This is a genomic window from Agrobacterium sp. NPDC090273, from assembly GCF_044772305.1.
GTDB lineage: Bacteria > Pseudomonadota > Alphaproteobacteria > Rhizobiales > Rhizobiaceae > Agrobacterium.
Window position 1 is genome coordinate 454,537 of the sequence record NZ_JBIVYN010000003.1, and the last position, 19,035, is coordinate 473,571.

General features: G+C 58.2%; 15 protein-coding genes and 1 other RNA gene. 15 read left to right on the forward strand and 1 reads right to left on the reverse strand.

Annotated elements, in window-relative coordinates; genetic code table 11:
• The first annotated feature begins 99 nt into the window (after positions 1 to 99).
• The 15 genes from ACIQT8_RS11415 (at position 100) to murB (ending at position 17,325) form a co-directional block, all read left to right on the forward strand.
• On the forward strand, positions 100 to 1,281 hold the full coding sequence (locus ACIQT8_RS11415) for an FAD-dependent oxidoreductase (RefSeq protein ID WP_400965177.1): 1,182 nt from the start codon (positions 100 to 102) through the stop codon (positions 1,279 to 1,281).
• A gap of 67 nt (positions 1,282 to 1,348) precedes the next feature.
• Entirely contained in the window at positions 1,349 to 2,539 is a 1,191-nt protein-coding gene (locus ACIQT8_RS11420) for an NAD(P)/FAD-dependent oxidoreductase (RefSeq protein ID WP_400965179.1), read from the forward strand.
• A 56-nt stretch (positions 2,540 to 2,595) separates the two neighbouring features.
• Positions 2,596 to 2,996, forward strand: an RNA gene (gene rnpB / locus ACIQT8_RS11425) — RNase P RNA component class A.
• A 393-nt stretch (positions 2,997 to 3,389) separates the two neighbouring features.
• The gene (gene mraZ / locus ACIQT8_RS11430; protein ID WP_262523032.1) at positions 3,390 to 3,830 is read left to right on the forward strand and encodes a division/cell wall cluster transcriptional repressor MraZ; all 441 of its coding nucleotides are present in this window, start codon (positions 3,390 to 3,392) and stop codon (positions 3,828 to 3,830) included.
• Positions 3,831 to 3,844: 14 nt separating this feature from the next.
• Positions 3,845 to 4,870 (forward strand): 16S rRNA (cytosine(1402)-N(4))-methyltransferase RsmH, encoded by a 1,026-nt coding sequence (gene rsmH / locus ACIQT8_RS11435; protein ID WP_138790994.1) that lies wholly within the window; start codon positions 3,845 to 3,847, stop codon positions 4,868 to 4,870.
• 1 nt (position 4,871) lies between these two features.
• Entirely contained in the window at positions 4,872 to 5,423 is a 552-nt protein-coding gene (locus tag ACIQT8_RS11440; RefSeq protein ID WP_138790993.1) for a hypothetical protein, read from the forward strand.
• Positions 5,423 to 7,162, forward strand: coding sequence for a penicillin-binding protein 2 (locus ACIQT8_RS11445; RefSeq protein WP_138790992.1), 1,740 nt, complete (start codon positions 5,423 to 5,425; stop codon positions 7,160 to 7,162). Before ACIQT8_RS11440 ends, ACIQT8_RS11445 begins: the two co-directional genes overlap by 1 nt.
• A gap of 59 nt (positions 7,163 to 7,221) precedes the next feature.
• Positions 7,222 to 8,682, forward strand: a complete 1,461-nt coding sequence (locus ACIQT8_RS11450; protein ID WP_400965182.1) for a UDP-N-acetylmuramoyl-L-alanyl-D-glutamate--2,6-diaminopimelate ligase — start codon at positions 7,222 to 7,224, stop codon at positions 8,680 to 8,682.
• The gene (locus tag ACIQT8_RS11455; protein ID WP_138790990.1) at positions 8,679 to 10,112 is read left to right on the forward strand and encodes a UDP-N-acetylmuramoylalanyl-D-glutamyl-2,6-diaminopimelate--D-alanyl-D-alanine ligase; all 1,434 of its coding nucleotides are present in this window, start codon (positions 8,679 to 8,681) and stop codon (positions 10,110 to 10,112) included. Before ACIQT8_RS11450 ends, ACIQT8_RS11455 begins: the two co-directional genes overlap by 4 nt.
• Before the next feature lie 23 nt (positions 10,113 to 10,135).
• Positions 10,136 to 11,236, forward strand: a complete 1,101-nt coding sequence (mraY, locus tag ACIQT8_RS11460; RefSeq protein ID WP_138790989.1) for a phospho-N-acetylmuramoyl-pentapeptide-transferase — start codon at positions 10,136 to 10,138, stop codon at positions 11,234 to 11,236.
• A gap of 4 nt (positions 11,237 to 11,240) precedes the next feature.
• Positions 11,241 to 12,650: a UDP-N-acetylmuramoyl-L-alanine--D-glutamate ligase gene (murD, locus tag ACIQT8_RS11465; RefSeq protein ID WP_138790988.1), complete on the forward strand. Its 1,410-nt coding sequence runs from the start codon at positions 11,241 to 11,243 to the stop codon at positions 12,648 to 12,650.
• Between the two features lie 4 nt (positions 12,651 to 12,654).
• On the forward strand, positions 12,655 to 13,809 hold the full coding sequence (gene ftsW / locus ACIQT8_RS11470; protein ID WP_138790987.1) for a putative lipid II flippase FtsW: 1,155 nt from the start codon (positions 12,655 to 12,657) through the stop codon (positions 13,807 to 13,809).
• Positions 13,810 to 13,814: 5 nt separating this feature from the next.
• Positions 13,815 to 14,951 carry an undecaprenyldiphospho-muramoylpentapeptide beta-N-acetylglucosaminyltransferase gene (gene murG, locus ACIQT8_RS11475; protein WP_138790986.1) on the forward strand — a complete coding sequence of 379 codons (1,137 nt, stop codon included), beginning with the start codon at positions 13,815 to 13,817 and terminating at the stop codon, positions 14,949 to 14,951.
• Positions 14,948 to 16,363, forward strand: a complete 1,416-nt coding sequence (murC, locus tag ACIQT8_RS11480) for a UDP-N-acetylmuramate--L-alanine ligase (RefSeq protein ID WP_138790985.1) — start codon at positions 14,948 to 14,950, stop codon at positions 16,361 to 16,363. The genes murG and murC overlap by 4 nt, the downstream gene beginning before the upstream one ends.
• Positions 16,360 to 17,325, forward strand: coding sequence for a UDP-N-acetylmuramate dehydrogenase (gene murB, locus ACIQT8_RS11485; protein WP_138790984.1), 966 nt, complete (start codon positions 16,360 to 16,362; stop codon positions 17,323 to 17,325). The genes murC and murB overlap by 4 nt, the downstream gene beginning before the upstream one ends.
• A gap of 83 nt (positions 17,326 to 17,408) precedes the next feature.
• Here the strand turns inward: murB and ACIQT8_RS11490 are convergent, their stop codons facing one another.
• Complete coding sequence (locus ACIQT8_RS11490) at positions 17,409 to 18,713, reverse strand: MFS transporter (protein ID WP_138790983.1); 1,305 nt, start codon at positions 18,711 to 18,713, stop codon at positions 17,409 to 17,411.
• Positions 18,714 to 19,035 lie beyond the last annotated feature (322 nt).

The window sequence follows — 19,035 nt, forward strand, 5'->3', positions numbered from 1 at the left end:
AGAGAGTGTTTCCTCTGTCGTGGAAATACTCTCAAACACTAGGGCTTTTTCCGGCTGGATTGCTTTGCTATTCAACAATGGCAAACAGGAAAACCGGAAATGCCAGACTTCAAATATATCGTCGTTGGTGCAGGCATGATGGGCGCGGCAGCTGCGCGTCATCTCTCGGCTCAAACAGGTGGGGTCGCGTTGATCGGGCCTGCCGAGCCTGCTGACCGCAAGGCACACCAGGGTGTCTTTTCCAGCCACTACGATGAGGCGCGGATTACCCGAGGTTTCGATGGTGATCCTGTCTGGGCGGCGCTCGCCAAGCGCTCCATCGCGCGCTACGCCGGACTTGAAGCTCAAAGCGGCGTCCGCTTCTTCACCGAAGCCGGATGCCTGTTTACCGGAAACGGCAAGGGCCTGGCGGGAAACTACGTCTCGCGTGCTCTGTCATTCGCCGATGGCCTCGGTATCGAGACGGTCGGACATGATGCAGTCGGCAATCGGTTTCCGATGTTTTCACTCCCGGCCGATCACGATGGTTACTTCGAAGCGAAAAACGCAGGGCACATCAATCCCCGATCGCTGGTGAAGGCGCAGTGCGCAGTCGCCGTAGAGCAGGGTGCAGAGCTTATCCGCGAGACCGCTGCACGTATTCGCGACACCTCGAGCGGTGTGGAAGTATCGACACGCGAAGGCGCGATTTATACTGCGGAAAAAGTGATTGTTGCAGCGGGTGGCTTCACCAATATGGCCGAGCTGTTGCCCACGCCCGTCGACATGGCTGCCACGGGCCGAACCATTGCCTTTTTCGAGCTTGATGATGAAAAGCAGGCACATTTTCGCGATATGCCCTCGACGATTGTTCTTGCCGAAAGCGAAGACGACATCGTCTACATTCTGCCGCCCGTGCGCTATCCAGACGGCAAGGTCTACCTGAAGATCGGCGGCGAAAGCGAAAAGGGGCGGCTGGAGACGCTTGAGCAGGCGATCGGCTGGTTCCATTCGGACGGAACGCCTTCCGAGGTGGACTTCCTGACACGCAAGGCAGTTTCGCTCATGCCGGCGTTGGCGGGATGCCCGGTAACATCCGGTTCTTGCGTCGCTTCAATCACCCGCACCGGATATCCCTATATCGGCTATACACAATCCTCCAACATCGCGGTTTTGACTGGTGGCAACTTCGTTTCCGCCAAGTCGTCGGATGAAATCGGCCGCCTCGGCGCCGTGCTGCTTGTTGATGGCCAGCTGACGGAGACAGATTTCGCGCAGAATATGTCACCTGTTTTCGTCTGACTTGATACGGCGAAGCGGCTGGAAACATCTCACGCAATCACACACGCAAATCGTGCTGGAGAATGGCATGTCAGGGCATTTCAAATATATCGTCGTCGGTCGTGGGATGATGGGTGCCGCAGCGGCCCGCCATCTGGCAGAGAAAACCGATGGTGTTGCCTTGATCGGCCCTGGTGAACCGAAAGACATCAAGTCGCATCAGGGCGTTTTTGCCAGTCACTACGACGAGGCGCGCATTACACGCACGATTGATGGAAATGCTGACTGGGCCTTGCTCGCCAACCGTTCCATCGCCCGTTACGACGATATCGCGACACGAAGCGGTGTTGATTTTTACGGGCCGGTTGGCTGTCTTATCGTCGGTCCGAAACGGGGAGGCGGCAATCCGTACATCGACAATGTCTGTGCGGCGGCAACGCGCCTCAATGTTGCTACCGAGCTGCTGGATGATGCTTCGCTGAAAAGCCGGTTTCCGTATTTCACCTTCGAAGCGGAATGCGAAGGCGTATTCGAGAGGGATAATGCCGGTTACGTTAACCCGCGTGCTTTGGTGGAGGCGCAGAGCGTTCTCGCCAGGAATGCCGGTGTAACCTTGATCGACGATATTGTCGTGTCGACCCGTGACGAGAATGGTGTTGTTTGTGTCGTGACTGCATCTGGCGCCACTTACACGGCGGACAAGGTGCTGGTTGCTGCGGGTGGTTTTTCGATCAGCGAACACCTGTTGCCGCAACCGATTTCGCTGGATGTCTACGCTCGCACGGTCGCGTTCTTCGAAATACCGGATAACGAAGCTGAGCGTTACGCTGGTATGCCGTCGTTGATCTACGAGCCGCGTGATACGAGAAAGCATATCTATCTGTTGCCACCTGTCCGTTATCCCGACGGCAAGGTTTATCTGAAAATTGGGGGCGATCCGGACGATATCCTGGTGAAGAGCGACATGGAGATCCGTGCATGGTTTCGCTCCGGTGGCCGCGAGAGTGTCAGGAAACATCTGTCTGATATCGTTGAAGGTCTGGTGCCGTCTATTGACAGGTCCCGCATCTCCATGGCGGCTTGCGTCGTTTCCAAAACGAAAAGTGGTTATCCGTCCATCGGCTTTACCACATCATCACGGATCGCCGTCCTGACCGGCGGTAATGGCACGGCGGCAAAAAGCTCGGATGAGATCGGTCGTCTGGGTGCGACGTTGCTGCTTGATGGCCAAATCGCTGACGATGCCTTCACGACAGACTTTTCACCTGCGTTTCTTTGAGAATTTTCTGCGCTTTTCGGTGGCTTTCGTGTTGGAACACGGTTATGGAGCGCATGCCAGTTGGCCGGGCAGCCGCGCCTTACCAATGTCGAAAGACGGTAAAGTGAGGAAAGTCCGGGCTCCACGGAAACACGGTGCCGGATAACGTCCGGCGGGGGCGACCCTAGGGAAAGTGCCACAGAGAGCAAACCGCCACGCCTGCGTGGTAAGGGTGAAAGGGTGGGGTAAGAGCCCACCGCGCCGCTGGTAACAGCGGTGGCAAGGTAAACCCCACCGGGAGCAAGACCGAATAGGGATGATGCGGGGCGGACGAAAGTCTGCCAACAGCCTGTTTCTGGGCCAGTCATCCGGGTGGGTTGCGTGAGGCGGCATGCAAATGTCGTCCCAGATGAATGGCTGCCACGTTCCGGATCAAACCGGAGCCATACAGAACCCGGCTTACAGGCCAACTGGCAAAATTCCCCTTCAACTTTTGATGTCTCGGGCGTTTTTACGTTTCAGGACCATTTTCTTTGCAAAAACAATCGCTTTTCGGTCGCGCCGGTGTTGGCGCTGCGCGCTCTGACGCGCGAAGTAAACCATTCGTTAAACTTAACGGCTTATGAATTTCCGATGCGAAGCCGGTATCGTGCCATCTTCTCCCATTGACGCCCATAGTGTCCCATGGTATCCCAAATGCACACCACAAAGGGTCGTGTTTCTGACCCGCAATCGCTGAAACGAGTAAGGAGCCTGCGAGGGGCTGCTACGGGGCGCTTCGTCCCGGCGCTCAGCGATATGTCGTGCGTACCGGTGTTGCCTGTCGAGCGGATGTATCGCTTGGCGGAGTGCGGTTTGAGCGAGTTGAGTTATGGACCGCTTTTTATCGAACGTAACGAACAGGATCGACGCCAAGGGGCGCGTTTCGGTTCCTTCGGTGTTTCGTTCGGTGCTGGCACAACGCGGCATTCAGGAGCTTTATTGTCTTCAGGATTTCGCGTTTCCGGCGATCAGCGTGGGTGGTCCGGATTTGCTGGAGCGTTACGAGCGGCAGATCGCGTCCATGGATGCGTTTTCGCCGCAGGCGAATGCAATGTCGCTGCTGGTTCACGGCGGCGGTGTTTTCATGAAGCTCGACCAGGAAGGTCGATTGATGGTGACGGATTTCGTGCGGGAATTTACCGGCATAACGACCGAGGTCACCTTCGTTGGACGGGCGGATCATTTTCAGCTTTGGCAACCGCAGGCGTTTTTGGCGGCGCAGGCGGAAGCAAGAGCAGGGCGCGGTTTTACGACGATCCGCCCTGCCTAGAACGGGGATACGGGATGGCGGCGAATTCTGGCGGACGATCTTCTGATGCCGGTGGCGGACCTGTTCGTCACATCCCGGTTCTGCTGCGTGAGGTCATCACGGCGCTCGAACCGGCTCCCGGCAAGGTCATCCTCGACGGAACCTTCGGCGCCGGTGGTTATACGCAGGCCATTCTCGATCAAGGTGCCAACGTTATCGCGCTCGACCGCGATCCAACCGCTATCGCGGGCGGGCAGGCGATGGTTGCTGCCAATGGCGGCAGGCTTTCTCTCATTCAGTCGCAATTTTCCAACCTTGCAGCGCACGCGCCTGACGGTGGGCTGGACGGTGTCGTTCTCGATATCGGTGTGTCATCGATGCAGATCGATGAGGCCGAGCGCGGTTTCTCGTTCCAGAAGAACGGGCCGCTCGATATGCGCATGTCGGCCTCCGGCGTATCAGCGGCTGATGTGGTCAATCGCGCCAAGGTCAGCGATCTGATCCGTATTTTCGGTTTTCTCGGCGAGGAAAAGCAGCCTGGCCGTATCGCCCGCGCCATTGAAAAGAAACGTGCCGAAGAGCCATTCCGTACGACACGCGACCTGGCGGGCCTCATCGAAATCGTTACACCGCGCAAGGCCAAGGACAAAATCCACCCTGCAACACGGGTGTTTCAGGCGCTGCGCGTCTTCGTCAATGACGAACTGGGAGAACTGGCACAGGCGCTTTTTGCCGCCGAACAGGCATTGAAGCCGGGCGGCAGGCTCGTCGTCGTTACCTTCCATTCGCTGGAAGACCGTATCGTCAAGAAGTTCTTCGCCGACCGCTCCGGCCGCGCGGCTGGCTCGCGTCATATGCCGATGGTGGAAGACAAGCCGGCGGTGTTCGACAGCATCGGCAAGCCGATGATTGCCGCAAGCGACGAAGAGGCCGACATCAATCCGCGCGCCCGCTCAGCAAAATTGCGAGCCGGCTTGCGCACGTCCGCTCCGGCCCGTCCGGCAGATTTCTCGATCTTCGAACTTCCCGATCTCGCTAGCCTTGAAAAGTTGGGGGGCTGACATGCTGCGCACTTTCGACATCATTCTGATGGGAGTTATGGTCGCGGCGGCTGTCGTCACCTATTCCATCAAGCATCAGGCAGATCTCAAGCTTGAACAAGTCCGCAAGCTTGAAGCGGAAATCAAGCTTGAAAAAGATACGATCGATCTTCTCCGTGCCGACTGGGCTCTGTTGACGCAGCCCAACCGCCTGCATCGTCTGGTCAACGCCTACCAGACGGAACTCAATCTTTCTCCGACGCAGCCGACGCAACTGGCGCAGCCGCGCGAACTCCCGATGCTGCGTTCGCAACTGCCGCAGCCGCCGGAGCCCGAAGGCATGAGCGTCGAGGATGTGATTGCTGCCGCCGTGAACGGGTCGAAACCCGGCGCCACCCTTGGCGGAGCCTCCAAGCCGAAGTCACCGCCCGCCGGACAGATTGCCGTCAACGGCATTCCGGTTCCGACGCCACGCGCGCCTGTCGCACGCCCGGCTGCTCCTGCCATGTCGGCGCAGGCCGGAGACGAGACTGGCGATATGGATGAAACCATTACAGGATCGGTGAACCACTGATGTCTTTTCTTTCCCGCGTCATGGTTTTGAAGAGCAAGGCTCACTTTTCCGCCAGCACCACCGGTTACACCGACCATTCGGCCTTCGAAGGCGCGCGCAAGAAGCGCGCAGCCCAGGCAAAGAGCCGGGTTGGCCTTCTCATTTTCGGCTTCGTCGCATTTTATGGCGTGGTTGGTGGCCGTCTTGTCCAGTACGGTCTTGCCGAACAGGAAACCGTTTCGAGCATCGCACCCGCTGACCGCCTGATGGCGTCGCGTCCGGATCTGCTCGATCGCAATGGTGAAGTGCTCGCGACCGACATCCGTACCGTTTCGTTGTTTGCCGAGCCGCATCGCATCGTTGATATCGACGAGGCAATCGAGAAGCTGCGCACCGTTCTGCCCGATCTCGATCAGCGTGGAACCTATCAGAAACTGTCCTCCAATTCGCGGTTCCAGTGGCTGCGTCGACAACTGACGCCGAAGCAGCAGAGCCAGATCCTGGCGCTCGGAATTCCCGGTATCGGCTTCCGACCGGAAAAACGCCGCTTCTATCCAGGTGGGCCTACGGCTGCGCACATCGTCGGTCACGTCAACATCGACAACCGCGGTGTTGCCGGTATGGAACGCTATGTCGACAGCCAGGGGCTTGCCGACCTGACGGCGCTTGGCATGACCAGTGATCAGCCACTTGAGCCCGTCAAGCTGTCGATCGATCTTCGTGTCCAGGCCATCGTGCGCGAGGTTGTCGTCTCGGCAATCGACAAGTTCAAGGCGATTGGTGCCGGTGCCGTGGTGATGGACGTACATACCGGCGAGATTCTGGCCATGGCGTCGTTGCCGGACTACGATCCGAACAACCCGGCTGAAGGCGCAAAGGAAGGCTGGCTGAACCGCATGTCGAACGGCACGTTCGAAATGGGCTCCACCTTCAAATCCTTCACCATCGCCATGGGTCTTGATGATGGTCGGGTGCGGTTGGGCGATACGTTCGACGCGCGTTATCCGATCCGCATCGGCGGCTTCACCATCAAGGACTTCCATGGCAAGGGGCGCGTTCTGTCCGTTCCCGAAATCTTCCAGTATTCCTCCAACATCGGTACGGCGAAAATTGCCGATACGGTTGGCACTGAAGGACACAAGGAATTTCTGACACGCCTTGGTCTGCTGAGCCGCATGCAGACCGAGTTGCCGGAAGTTGCGATGCCGACGCAGCCGCGCCAGTGGAAGAAGATCAACTCCATTACCATTTCGTTCGGTCACGGTGTCTCGACGACCCCGCTTCAGACGGCGGTGGCAGGTGCCGCACTTGTCAACGGCGGCAAACTCATCGAGCCGACCTTCCTGCCGCGCAGCCGCGAACAGGCCGACCAGGTTGCAACCCAGGTCTTGAAGCCGACGACCAGCAAGGACATGCGTTTCCTGTTTGAATGGAACGGCGTGAACGGTTCGGGTCGCAACGCCCGCGTCGAAGGTTTCAACGTTGGCGGCAAGACCGGCACCGCCGACAAGGTGGTCAACGGCCGCTACGTTCACGACAAGAACTTCAACGCATTCCTCTCCGCGTTTCCGATCGACGATCCGCAATATGTGGTGCTGACGTTCATCGACGAACCGAAGACGGACAAGGGCAATGGCGCGGCACTTGCGGGTACGTCTGCAGCGCCGATGGTCCACGACATCATCACCCGCACGGCAGGTATTTTGGGGGTAAAGCCCAAGTTCGGGAAGGACGGCTCGGCCTTGCTCGTGTCTTATTGATTGTTAGAGCTTATGATATTCCGGTGATTCGTGCCGGGGGGACAAGACGGAAACAGTCGATGAATTTGCGAGATCTGTCCGGAACCGAGTTTCCGGAATTGAACGAACTACTGCGCTCTGAAATCGGGGCGATCGAAATCGGGGGAATTACCGCAGACAGCCGCAAGGCCGGTCCGGCCACCCTTTTCGTGGCAGTCGCAGGCAGCAAGGCTGATGGTTCAGTCTACGTGCAGGACGCCATTTCCAAGGGTGCTGTCGTTATCGTCTCCAACCACGCGCTCGAAGCAAGCGTTCCGGTGTTGACCGTCACTGACCCGCGCCTTTACCTCGCGCTTGCCGCCTCCCGTTTTTACGGAAAACAGCCGCAGACCATGGTTGCCGTTACCGGCACCGCGGGGAAGACCTCAGTTGCTTCCTTTACCAGACAAATCTGGGCCTTCGCCGGTCATCCCGCAGCGCAGATCGGCACGACAGGTGTCATTGCACCCGGTCGTGAAGACTACGGCGCGCTGACGACACCGGACCCGGTCACGTTGCATGGGCTTCTTGCCGAACTCGCCTCCGAAGGTGTGACACATGCTGCTATGGAAGCCTCCAGTCACGGGCTCGATCAGCGCCGTCTCGATGGTGTGAAACTCGCCGCGGCCGGTTTTACCAATCTCGGTCGTGACCACATGGATTACCATCCGACGATCGAGGACTACATGGCCGCGAAAATGCGGCTCTTCGATACGCTGATGGCGAAGGGTTCACCGGCCGTGATCTTTGCGGACGACCCCTGGTCGGCTCAGGCAATCCGAGCTGCGGAAGATGCGGGGCTGAACGTTCGCACCGTGGGCCGCAAGGGCGATTATCTGACCCTGAAAAGGGTCGAGCATTTCCGCCACAAGCAGATGATCGAGGTGCATCACGACGGCACGATCTTCGAGGTCGATATTCCACTGGCGGGCGATTTTCAGGTTGCCAACGCTTTGGTTTCCGCCGGCCTTGCGATGTCTACCGGCGTGCCTGCTGCCGTTGCGATGAAGGCTCTTGAAAAGCTGATCGGTGCCGCAGGTCGTCTCGAACTGGTAGGGCACACGAAAAACGGTGCGCTTGCCTATGTGGACTATGCCCACAAGCCGGACGCACTCGAGAATGTTCTGACCTCGGTGCGGCCGTTTACCTCCGGACGCATCATTACCGTTTTCGGTTGCGGCGGCGACCGCGACAAGGGCAAGCGTCCGATCATGGGCGAAGTGGCGACGCGCCTCTCCGACATCGTCATTGTGACGGATGACAATCCGCGCTCGGAAGAACCAGCGACGATCCGTTCCGAGATCATGGCTGCGGCGCCGGGCGCATTGGAAATTGGCGACAGGGCCGAGGCAATACGCCACGCCGTTTCGCTTCTTTCGAACGGCGACACGCTGATCGTTGCGGGCAAGGGGCATGAAGAAGGGCAGATCGTCGGTTCTGTGACGCTGCCATTTTCCGACCATGAACAGGTGCGCACCGCGCTGGAAGGATTGAAGATTTGAACTGGCTATGGACAGTGGAGGAAATGGTCGCCGTTACGGCAGGACGTCCGGTCGGCAATCTGCCTCTGGGCATCACTGGCATTTCCATCGACAGCCGCACGGTCAAACCCGGAGAGGCGTTTTTTGCCATCAAGGGTGACCGTGTCGACGGTCATGATTTCACGAGTTTCGCGGTCGCCAACGGCGCCGGTCTTCTCGTCGTGGCGGAAGGAAAGTTGCCGGCTCTCGGTCGTTTGACGGTTCCGATGATCGTTGTGGAAGATGTGCTTGTGGCACTTGGGAAGCTCGCTGTTGCTGCCCGCCAACGCACCTCCGCACGCATCATTGCGGTGACGGGCTCCGTCGGCAAGACGACCACCAAGGAAATGTTGCGTCAGGTTCTGGAGCCATCCGGCCGGGTGCATGCGGCAGTGGCATCCTTCAACAACCATTGGGGTGTGCCGCTGACACTGGCGCGCATGCCCGCCGACACTGAATTCGGTGTTTTTGAAATCGGCATGAACCATCCAGGCGAAATCCGCCCGCTGGTCAAGATGGTGCGCCCGCATGTGGCAATCATCACCACTATTGCCGCAGCCCACCTCGGTAATTTCAGCAACATTGAAGAAATCGCCGCCGCCAAGGCGGAAATCTTCGAGGGTGTCGAAGAGGGCGGCGCGGTTATCCTCAATCGCGACAACGCCCAGTTCGAACAGCTGGAAACCGCAGCGCAGGAAGTGGGTGTCTCCCACATTCTGACCTTCGGTCAACATGCCAAAGCCGACTTCCGCCTGGCGGATTTTGAGGCAACGACATCGGGATCGACGATCTGGGCGATCCTCAATGGCGAAACCAGCGAGTTGCACCTGAGCGTTCCGGGCCGGCACATTGCCGACAATGCCATGGCGGCTCTCGGTGCGGTCGCCGTGACCGGCGCCAACCTGGACAAGGCGTTCGAAGCGCTTGGAACGCTTGAGGCCGTCAAAGGACGCGGACAGCGCCATCGCCTTGCGATCAACGGGGGCTCATTCCTGCTGATCGATGAAAGCTACAATGCCAATCCGGCCTCCATGCGGGCAGCAATTGCAGTGTTGGCTGCGACCGAAACACAAGGACACGGCCGTCGTGTTGCCGTGCTCGGAGACATGCTGGAAATGGGCGAGTTCTCGGCTGAAGTGCATGAAGAACTGGCGGGGCCGTTGCTTGCCGCCGGTATCGAACATGTCTGGCTGGCGGGTGAAGCGATGGCTGCCCTTCGTGACGCATTGCCGGACAGTGTGACGGTCATCTGGTTCCCGACAACCGCGGAACTTGTCGATTTTTCGCTGCAATGGGTGCAACCGGGCGACGCACTGATGGTAAAATCGTCGTTGGGCCTCGGTTTTGGCAAGATTATCTCTGCCCTGCTTGACAAGTTTCCGGCATTCCCCGAGACGGAACGCCAAATCTGAACTAGCCTTGTGAAAGGGCACTTATGCTGATCTGGCTCGTAGAACTGTCGGACAAAATTCAAATCTTCAATCTGTTCCGGTACATCACCTTCCGGGCAGGGGCCGCGCTGTTCACTTCTGCGCTGATCGTGTTTTTGTTTGGTCCTGCTATCATCAATTCTCTTCGCGTTCGCCAAGGCAAGGGCCAGCCGATCCGTGCGGATGGACCGCAGACGCATTTCAAGAAGGCCGGTACGCCGACAATGGGCGGGCTGATGATCCTTGCGGGAATTCTCGGTGGTTCGCTGCTGTGGGGCGATCTGTCCAACGTTTATGTCGTTGCCGTCCTCCTCGTGACGCTCGGTTTCGGAGCAATCGGTTTTTACGACGACTATCTCAAGGTCACGAAGCAGAGCGACAAGGGCTTTTCCGGCAAAGCGCGTCTCGGCATCGAATTCGTGATTGCGGCCATTGCCGTGTTCTTCATGATGCAGATGGCGCTTGCATCGGCACCGCATGGCGGCACCCTCGGCAGCTCCATCGCGTTTCCGTTCTTCAAAGAATTCGTCATCAACCTCGGTTACTTCTTCGTGCTGTTCGGTGCCTTCGTGATTGTCGGTGCGGGCAACGCCGTCAACCTGACAGATGGTCTTGACGGTCTTGCCATCGTGCCGGTGATGATTGCCGCTGCTACATTCGGTCTGATTGCCTACCTCACAGGTAACGCCGTTTTCTCCAACTACCTGCAGATCAATTTCGTGCCCGGTACCGGCGAACTTGCAGTTATCGTTGGCGCGGTGATCGGTGCGGGTCTCGGGTTCCTCTGGTTCAATGCGCCGCCGGCTGCAATCTTCATGGGCGACACGGGTTCGCTGGCGCTCGGTGGCCTGATCGGCTCCATTGCCGTTGCGACGAAACACGAGATCGTCATGGTCATCGTCGGCGGTCTGTTCGTCATGGAAACCTTGTCGGTCATCATCCAGGTATTCTGGTTCAAGCGGACGGGCAGACGCGTCTTCCTGATGGCGCCTATCCATCACCATTTCGAGAAAAAGGGCTGGACGGAAAGCCAGGTGGTGATCCGGTTCTGGATCATTTCGGTCGGTCTGGCTTTGCTCGGCCTCGCCACGCTGAAGCTGAGGTGAGCCGATGATCCCAGTCACATCGTTCAAAGGAAAAAAGGTCGCGCTGTTCGGACTTGGTGGCTCCGGTCTGGTTACCGCCAGGGCACTGGTTGCGGGCGGGGCGGATGTCGTCGCCTACGACGACAATCCCGACAGCGTTGCCAAGGCTTCGGCTGAAGGCATCGTTACGGCTGATCTTCGAACGATCGACTGGTCTGCGCTCGCGGCCTTCGTGCTTGCACCGGGCGTACCGCTAACACATCCGAAACCGCACTGGTCGGTTGATCTGGCACGTGCCGCTGCGGTTGATGTGATCGGCGATATCGAGCTTTTCGTGCGCGAACGTCGCGCTCATGCGCCTGATAGCCCCTTCATTGCCATCACCGGCACAAACGGCAAATCGACGACGACGGCATTGATTGCTCATATTCTGCAGTCCTCCGGTCGCGATACGCAGCTCGGCGGCAATATCGGCACGGCGGTGCTGAGCCTCGATCCGCCAAAGGCGGAGCGCTACTACGTGGTGGAATGCTCGTCCTACCAGATAGACCTGGCGCCGACGATCAACCCGACGGCCGGTATCTTGCTCAACCTGACGCCCGATCATCTCGACCGCCATGGCACGATGCAGCACTATGCCGACGTCAAGGAACGGCTTGTTGCCGGTAGTCGCACGGCGGTTGTCGGTGTGGACGACAGCTATTCGACGCTGATTGCCGATCGCATCGAACGCGCAGGCGTGAAGGTCGAACGTATTTCCAAGCGCAATGTCGTTTCCGATGGGCTTTATGCGGAGGGTAGCCGTATTCTGCGCGCGCATGGCGGAACATCGGCATTGCTTGTTGATCTCGATGGAATCCAGACGCTTCGCGGCAGCCATAATGCCCAGAATGCGGCGGCGGCCATTGCTGCATGCCTAGCTGTCGGCGTTTCGGAAGATGAGGTCCGTGCCGGGCTGAAATCCTTCCCGGGTCTCAAACACCGTATGCAGCCGGTCGGCCGGCGAGGCAATGTCACCTTCGTCAACGACAGCAAGGCGACCAATGCCGATGCGTCTGCGCCTGCCTTGTCGAGCTATGATCGCATCTACTGGATCGCAGGCGGTCTGCCGAAGGCCGGGGGTATCGCCAGCCTTTCGCCGCTGTTTTCACACATTGCCAAAGCCTATCTGATCGGGGAGGCTGCTGCCGAATTTGCGGCCACGCTTGGCGAGGCTGTGCCTTACGAAATCTCCGGAACTCTCGACAAAGCCGTCGAACATGCAGCGTCCGATGCTGCCGACGATGCGAAAGCTGGAAATGTCGTGATGTTATCACCGGCTTGCGCAAGCTTCGATCAATATAAGAATTTTGAAGTGCGAGGTGATTCTTTCGTTTCGCACGTTTCGGCGCTTGCGGGCGTAACGATGCTGGTTGATTCGGGAAAGGGGAGCTGACGTCATGGTAAGCCGTGTTGATCGTGGTCCGGTCGCCGAATGGTTCTGGACCATTGACCGTTTCTTTCTGGCGGCGTTCATCGCATTGATGGGCATTGGCCTGATGCTGTCATTCGCTGCATCGCCAGCGGTTGCCGAGCGCATCGGCCTCAACAGCTTCTTCTTCGTCGAGCGACAGGCGATGTTCATGGTGCCGTCTCTGGCGATCATGGTTGGCCTGTCTTTCCTGTCGCCGCGTCAGGTGCGCCGTGTCGCGATCATTCTGCTGATCGCATCGCTGCTGATGATGATTTTCGCGCTGTTCTTCGGTATCGAGGTCAAGGGCGCGCGGCGCTGGATCTCGATCGGCAGCTTTTCGATTCAGCCTTCCGAATTCATGAAACCGGCCTTCGTGATCGTTTGCGCCTGGCTGTTTGCGGAGCGTGCACGTCATCCTGAAATTCCTGGCAACCTCTTTGCGATCATCACCTTCAGCGTTGTCGCGGCCTTGCTCATTGCCCAGCCTGACTTCGGTCAGACCATTCTGACATCCGTTGTCTGGGGCGGCATGTTCTTCATGGCCGGTGTTCCGTGGTTCTGGATCATCGTGCTGGGCGGTCTCGGTGTCGCTGGTATCGTTTCGGCCTATCTGATGCTGCCGCACGTTGCAGGTCGTATCGACCGCTTCTGGACAGGTGAGGGCGACACGTTCCAGGTGGACACTGCACGTGAAGCAATCATTCGTGGCGACTGGTTCGGCCGCGGACCGGGCGAGGGCATCGTCAAGCGCATCATTCCAGACAGCCACACCGACTTCATCTTCTCCGTGGCTGCGGAAGAATTCGGCATTGTCTTCTGCATGTTCCTCGTCGCGATCTTTGCCTTTATCGTGCTGCGTGGTCTCAGCCACGCGTTCAAGGAAAAGGACGATTTCTGCCGTTTCGCGGTGGCTGGTCTGGTTTTGCAGATCGGCATGCAGTCCATGATTAACATCGGCGTCAATCTCGAACTGATGCCAGCCAAGGGTATGACCCTGCCGCTGATTTCCTATGGTGGTTCGTCGATGATGGCGATCTGCGTGACGGCAGGCTTCCTTTTGGCCCTGACACGCCACAGACCGGAGAAGAGAGCGCAAGAACGCAGCTTCTTCCGCGTCGGTTCAGGCGTTCCTGCGGAGTAATCTGAATGAGCAAGGGTATTGTTCTACTTGCCGCCGGGGGAACCGGCGGCCATGTTTTTCCAGCCGAGGCTTTGGCGCACACGCTCAAAGCTCGCGGTTATTCTGTGCATCTGGTGACGGACAGTCGCGCCGAGCGTTACGCAGGAAAATTTCCCGCCGATGAAATTCATGTCGTTCCATCTGCAACGCTCGGATCGAAAAATCCGGTTTCGGTGGCGCGTTCATTGTGGAAGCTTTGGGTCGGTCTTCGTTCGGCGAGAAAGCTGGTTGCGAAACTGAAGCCTGTCGCTGTTGTCGGTTTTGGCGGCTATCCAACCGTGCCACCGCTGCTTGCGTCGACGGGCCTGGGTGTTCCCTCGATCATCCACGAGCAGAACGCCGTTATGGGACGCGCCAACAAGGCGCTGGCGGGACGTGTGAAGGCGATTGCGGGCGGGTTCCTTCCGACCGCGAGTGGCCAATACGCCGAAAAAACCATTGCAACCGGCAACCCGGTGCGCCCTGCCGTCCTGCATGCTTCGGAAATTCCCTATACGCCTTCGCAACAGGGCGAGCCGTTCAATCTTGTCGTGTTTGGCGGCAGCCAGGGAGCGCAGTTCTTCTCGGGCGCGGTTCCAGCGGCAATATGTCTGATGAGCGATGCACAACGCTCTCGCCTTACCGTCACGCAGCAGGCTCGTCCGGAAGACAAGGACAGCGTTATCGCGTCCTACAAGAAACTTGGCGTCAAAGCTGATGTATCGCCGTTCTTTGGCGATATGGCGGCTCGCATTGGCGATGCCGACCTTGTTATCAGCCGGTCCGGCGCGTCGACCGTTTCGGAACTCTCCGTGATTGGGCGCCCGTCCATTCTCGTGCCTTATCCGCATGCGCTCGATCACGATCAGGCTGCCAATGCCGCAGCGCTTTCGGCTGCGGGTGGTGCGAGGGTCATCAAGCAGGCGGAATTGTCGCCCCAGAAGCTTTCCGGTCTTCTGGTATCGGCGCTTGCAGAGCCCGAGCGACTTGCCGAGACGGCGGCGGCGGCCAGGGCTACGGGTAAACCGAATGCGGCGGATGCGCTTGCCGATCTGGTAGAGGCAGTCGCCAACGGTCAGTCCGTACAGGAATTCAAATCGAAAGTTGAAGGAGTTGGGGCATGAAGATGCCGAAAGCCATAGGCCTTGTCCATTTTATCGGGATAGGCGGGATCGGCATGAGCGGCATTGCCGAAGTGCTTCACAATCTCGGTCATCGCGTTCAGGGTTCGGATCAGGCCGACAGTGCCAATGTGCAGCGTTTGCGTGACAAGGGTATCGAAGTTTTCGTTGGTCATCGGGCCGAAAACCTCGGGGATGCCGAAGTCGTTGTCGTGTCCACCGCGATCAAGAAGAACAATCCCGAACTCATCGCCGCACGTGAAAAGCACCTGCCGATCGTTCGTCGTGCCGAGATGCTGGCTGAGCTGATGCGTTTCCGTAACGCCATCGCCATCGGTGGCACCCACGGCAAGACCACCACGACGTCTATGGTCGCCACACTTCTCGAAGCCGGCAATCTCGATCCGACCGTCATCAATGGCGGTATCATCAATGCTTACGGCACCAATGCCCGCATGGGTGCGGGCGAATGGATGGTTGTCGAAGCCGACGAGTCTGACGGTACCTTCCTGAAGTTGCCCGCCGACGTTGCTGTCGTCACCAACATCGATCCGGAGCATCTGGACCACTACGGCAATTTTGATGCCGTGCGCGCCGCATTCCGCCAGTTCGTGGAAAATGTGCCGTTTTACGGTTTTGGTGTCATGTGCCTCGACCATCCCGAAGTGCAGGCGCTGGTCGGCAGGATCGAAGACCGCAAGGTCATCACCTATGGTGAAAATCCGCAGGCTGACGTGCGTTTCTCCAACGTGCGCATTGATGGAATTCGTTCTGTCTTTGACGTGGAAATCCGTCGTCGTCGCACGGGCAAGGTCTTTACCTTCAAGGATCTCGTCCTGCCGATGCCAGGCCGTCACAATGTCTCGAATGCCACGGCAGCGATTGCCGTCGCCAATCGCCTCGGCATTTCTGAAGCGGATATCAAGAAGGGGCTTTCCTCTTTCGGTGGCGTCAAGCGGCGCTTTACACTGACGGGCGAAGCAAACGGCGTTCAGGTCTTCGACGATTACGGTCACCATCCGGTTGAGATCAAGGCCGTGCTGAAGGCTGCGCGTGAGGCTTGCAAGGGCCGTATCGTCGCGGTGCATCAGCCGCACCGTTACAGCCGTCTGGCGAGCCTTTTCGACGATTTCGCCCATTGTTTTAACGATGCCGACACGATTCTCCTTGCTCCGGTCTATGCGGCGGGCGAAGATCCAATCGAAGGCGCGAACTCGGAAACACTGGTTTCGGCGATCAAGGCGGCGGGCCATCGTGACGCCCGTTTCCTCGAAAACCGCGAAGACCTTGCTTCGGTGGTCGCAGGCATTGCGAATCCGGGTGATTTCGTGGTTCTCTTGGGGGCTGGGAACATTACCCAGTGGGCGGCCGCGCTGCCTTCGGAATTGAAGAGCATATCAGGAAAGTCTGCATGAGACAGGTCGATGGGGTTAAATTGCTGGGGAGGCTCGGCGACGGGGTTAATGAACTGAGGGGACGTCTGACACCGGATGCACCTATGGACCGTGTGACATGGTTCAGAGCGGGAGGTCTGGCGGAAGTCATGTTCCAGCCGCACGATACCGAAGATCTGGTCACTTTCCTGAAAATGCTGCCGGAAGATGTGCCGCTGACGGTCGTCGGCGTCGGCTCGAACCTTTTGGTTCGCGACGGTGGTATTCCTGGCGTTGTCGTTCGTCTTTCCGCCAAAGGTTTCGGTCAGGTCGAACTGGCCGGTGAAAACCGCCTCAAGGCGGGCGCCATTTGCCCCGACAAGCACATCGCCGCGATGGCCATGGACAATGGCATCGGTGGCTTCCATTTCTATTACGGCATTCCCGGTTCGATCGGTGGCGCGTTGCGTATGAACGCCGGCGCGAATGGCGGTGAAACGCGTGAACGCGTCGTCGAAGTTTACGCTGTTGACCGTCAGGGCAACGAGCATGTTCTTTCCAACGCTGACATGGGCTACAGCTATCGCCACTCTGGCGCTGATGCTGGCCTGATTTTCACTGGTGCGTTGTTTGAAGGCTACCCGGAAGACCGGGCGAAAATCCGTGCCGACATGGATGCCGTTCGTCATCACCGTGAAACCGTCCAGCCCATTCGCGAGCAGACCGGCGGTTCGACCTTCAAGAATCCTGAAGGACATTCTGCCTGGGAATTGATCGACGAGGCCGGCGGTCGTGGCATGGTGATCGGCGGTGCGCAGATGTCTTCGCTGCACTGCAACTTCATGATCAATACGGGCCATGCGACCGGTTACGATCTGGAATATCTGGGTGAAGCGGTTCGCAAGCGCGTGTTCGAAAACTCCGGCATTCGCCTTGAGTGGGAAATCAAGCGCCTTGGTCTCTTCATGCCTGGACGTGAAGTCGAACCGTTCCTCGGCGCCTGATACGCCTGACAAGCTGACAATAAAAAGCCCGCGAGACCAAAGGTTTCGCGGGCTTCTTTGTTTCTGCGATTCAAGCGCTCGGCTTAGACTTCATCCTTGCCCGAAAGCAGGATGCAGGCGAGCGTGATGATCGCCGATACGCAGAGGTAATAACCGACATAACCCATGCCGTAGTTCACCTGCAGCCATGTGGCAATGTAGGGAGCCAGGGAGGCGCCGAAAATGCCGGCCATGTTGAAGGTAATGGACGAGCCGGTGTAACGAACACGGGTCGGGAACGGAGCGGCAAGTGCCGTGCCGATCAGACCGTAGGTCATGCCCATCAGTACCATCGCGAGCGCCGCGAAGACGAAGATCGAACCTTCGCCACCGGTCATCAGGCCAGGCAGCAGGAAGGAGAACAGGCCGATCAGAACCGTCGTCAAGATGAGGATCTCACGGCGACCGAAACGCTCTGCGAGCTTGCCTGCGATCGGGATGAAAATACCGAAGACGATGGAGCCGAGGATCTGAACTTCGAGCGCGTCGAGGAACGGGATCTTCAGAACCTTGACGTTGTACGACAGCAGATAGGCAGTGCCGATGTAGAACAGCACGAAGGTTGCCAGAGCAACGAAGGTGCCGAGAACGAGGCTGCGCTTATGGTTGCGGAACAGTTCTGCAACCGGAACGGCAACACGCTCTTCCTTGTCGATAGCCTTCTGGAAGTCGGGCGTTTCGGTGATCGAAAGGCGAACCCACATGCCGACGGCGATCAGGATGATCGAAGCGACGAAGGGAATGCGCCAGCCCCAGCTCAGAAGTGCTTCCTGCGACATGAAGTGCAGAAGAATCCAGAACACGCCGGAGGACAGGAACAGACCGACCGGAGCGCCGAGCTGCGGGAACATGCCGTACCAGCTACGCTTGCCGGGAGGTGCGTTTTCCGTTGCGAGCAGAACTGCGCCGCCCCATTCGCCGCCGAGGCCGAAGCCCTGGCCGAAACGGCAAAGCGCCAGCAACAGCGGTGCAAGCACGCCAGCCGTCTCATAAGAAGGCAGTAGGCCGATCACCACGGTCGAGACGCCCATGGTCAGCAAAGCGGCCACCAGCGTTGCCTTGCGTCCAACGCGGTCACCATAATGGCCGAATACGACCGCGCCAAGCGGGCGGGCGAAGAAGGCGATTGAGAAGGTGGCGAAGGATGCAAGCAGAGCTGTCATCGGATCGTTGTTCGGGAAGAACAAGACCGGGAACACAAGCACTGCAGCAGTGGCGTAAACGTAGAAATCGAAAAACTCGATGGTCGTGCCGACCAGGCTGGCAGTGAGAACTCGTGCAGGCGAATTTGTCTTTACAGCGTTCGAATTGTCAGCGGTCGGCGATACCGGTGATATCGCGTCGGTCATGGTATTGGTTCCATTGTAGATGATTTAGACTAGCGGCCTTCGCAGGCGCAAAATGCGTTAACGCAATTTTCGGTCTTTTGAAATGCAAAAAAAGAAATAAAGCGCATTTTCTTTTCGCAATTGCGAAAAACGCTGAAAACCGCGCGTCGGCTCATTAAGCTTTTGTTAAAAATTTGATTCAGGCTGCGTTTCTAACGGGCTGAAAGCCAAGCGGATTTTTGTTGGGGAAAGCGCGCGCATCTTAACGTTTGGCTCTTGCGTTTGGCGGTGTCAGCTACCCCGAGATCCGGCTTTCCATTTCCGATCATTGAAAATCTGCATG

Excerpts from the sequence above, each read along its gene's own strand:
- ACIQT8_RS11415 (WP_400965177.1), top strand. The coding sequence starts at position 100 with ATGCCAGACTTCAAATATATCGTCGTTGGTGCAGGCATGATGGGCGCG.
- ACIQT8_RS11420 (WP_400965179.1), top strand. The coding sequence starts at position 1,349 with ATGTCAGGGCATTTCAAATATATCGTCGTCGGTCGTGGGATGATGGGT.
- mraZ (WP_262523032.1), top strand. The coding sequence starts at position 3,390 with ATGGACCGCTTTTTATCGAACGTAACGAACAGGATCGACGCCAAGGGG.
- rsmH (WP_138790994.1), top strand. The coding sequence starts at position 3,845 with ATGGCGGCGAATTCTGGCGGACGATCTTCTGATGCCGGTGGCGGACCT.
- ACIQT8_RS11440 (WP_138790993.1), top strand. The coding sequence starts at position 4,872 with ATGCTGCGCACTTTCGACATCATTCTGATGGGAGTTATGGTCGCGGCG.
- ACIQT8_RS11445 (WP_138790992.1), top strand. The coding sequence starts at position 5,423 with ATGTCTTTTCTTTCCCGCGTCATGGTTTTGAAGAGCAAGGCTCACTTT.
- ACIQT8_RS11450 (WP_400965182.1), top strand. The coding sequence starts at position 7,222 with ATGAATTTGCGAGATCTGTCCGGAACCGAGTTTCCGGAATTGAACGAA.
- mraY (WP_138790989.1), top strand. The coding sequence starts at position 10,136 with ATGCTGATCTGGCTCGTAGAACTGTCGGACAAAATTCAAATCTTCAAT.
- murD (WP_138790988.1), top strand. The coding sequence starts at position 11,241 with ATGATCCCAGTCACATCGTTCAAAGGAAAAAAGGTCGCGCTGTTCGGA.
- ftsW (WP_138790987.1), top strand. The coding sequence starts at position 12,655 with ATGGTAAGCCGTGTTGATCGTGGTCCGGTCGCCGAATGGTTCTGGACC.
- murG (WP_138790986.1), top strand. The coding sequence starts at position 13,815 with ATGAGCAAGGGTATTGTTCTACTTGCCGCCGGGGGAACCGGCGGCCAT.
- murC (WP_138790985.1), top strand. The coding sequence starts at position 14,948 with ATGAAGATGCCGAAAGCCATAGGCCTTGTCCATTTTATCGGGATAGGC.
- murB (WP_138790984.1), top strand. The coding sequence starts at position 16,360 with ATGAGACAGGTCGATGGGGTTAAATTGCTGGGGAGGCTCGGCGACGGG.
- ACIQT8_RS11490 (WP_138790983.1), bottom strand. The coding sequence starts at position 18,713 with ATGACCGACGCGATATCACCGGTATCGCCGACCGCTGACAATTCGAAC.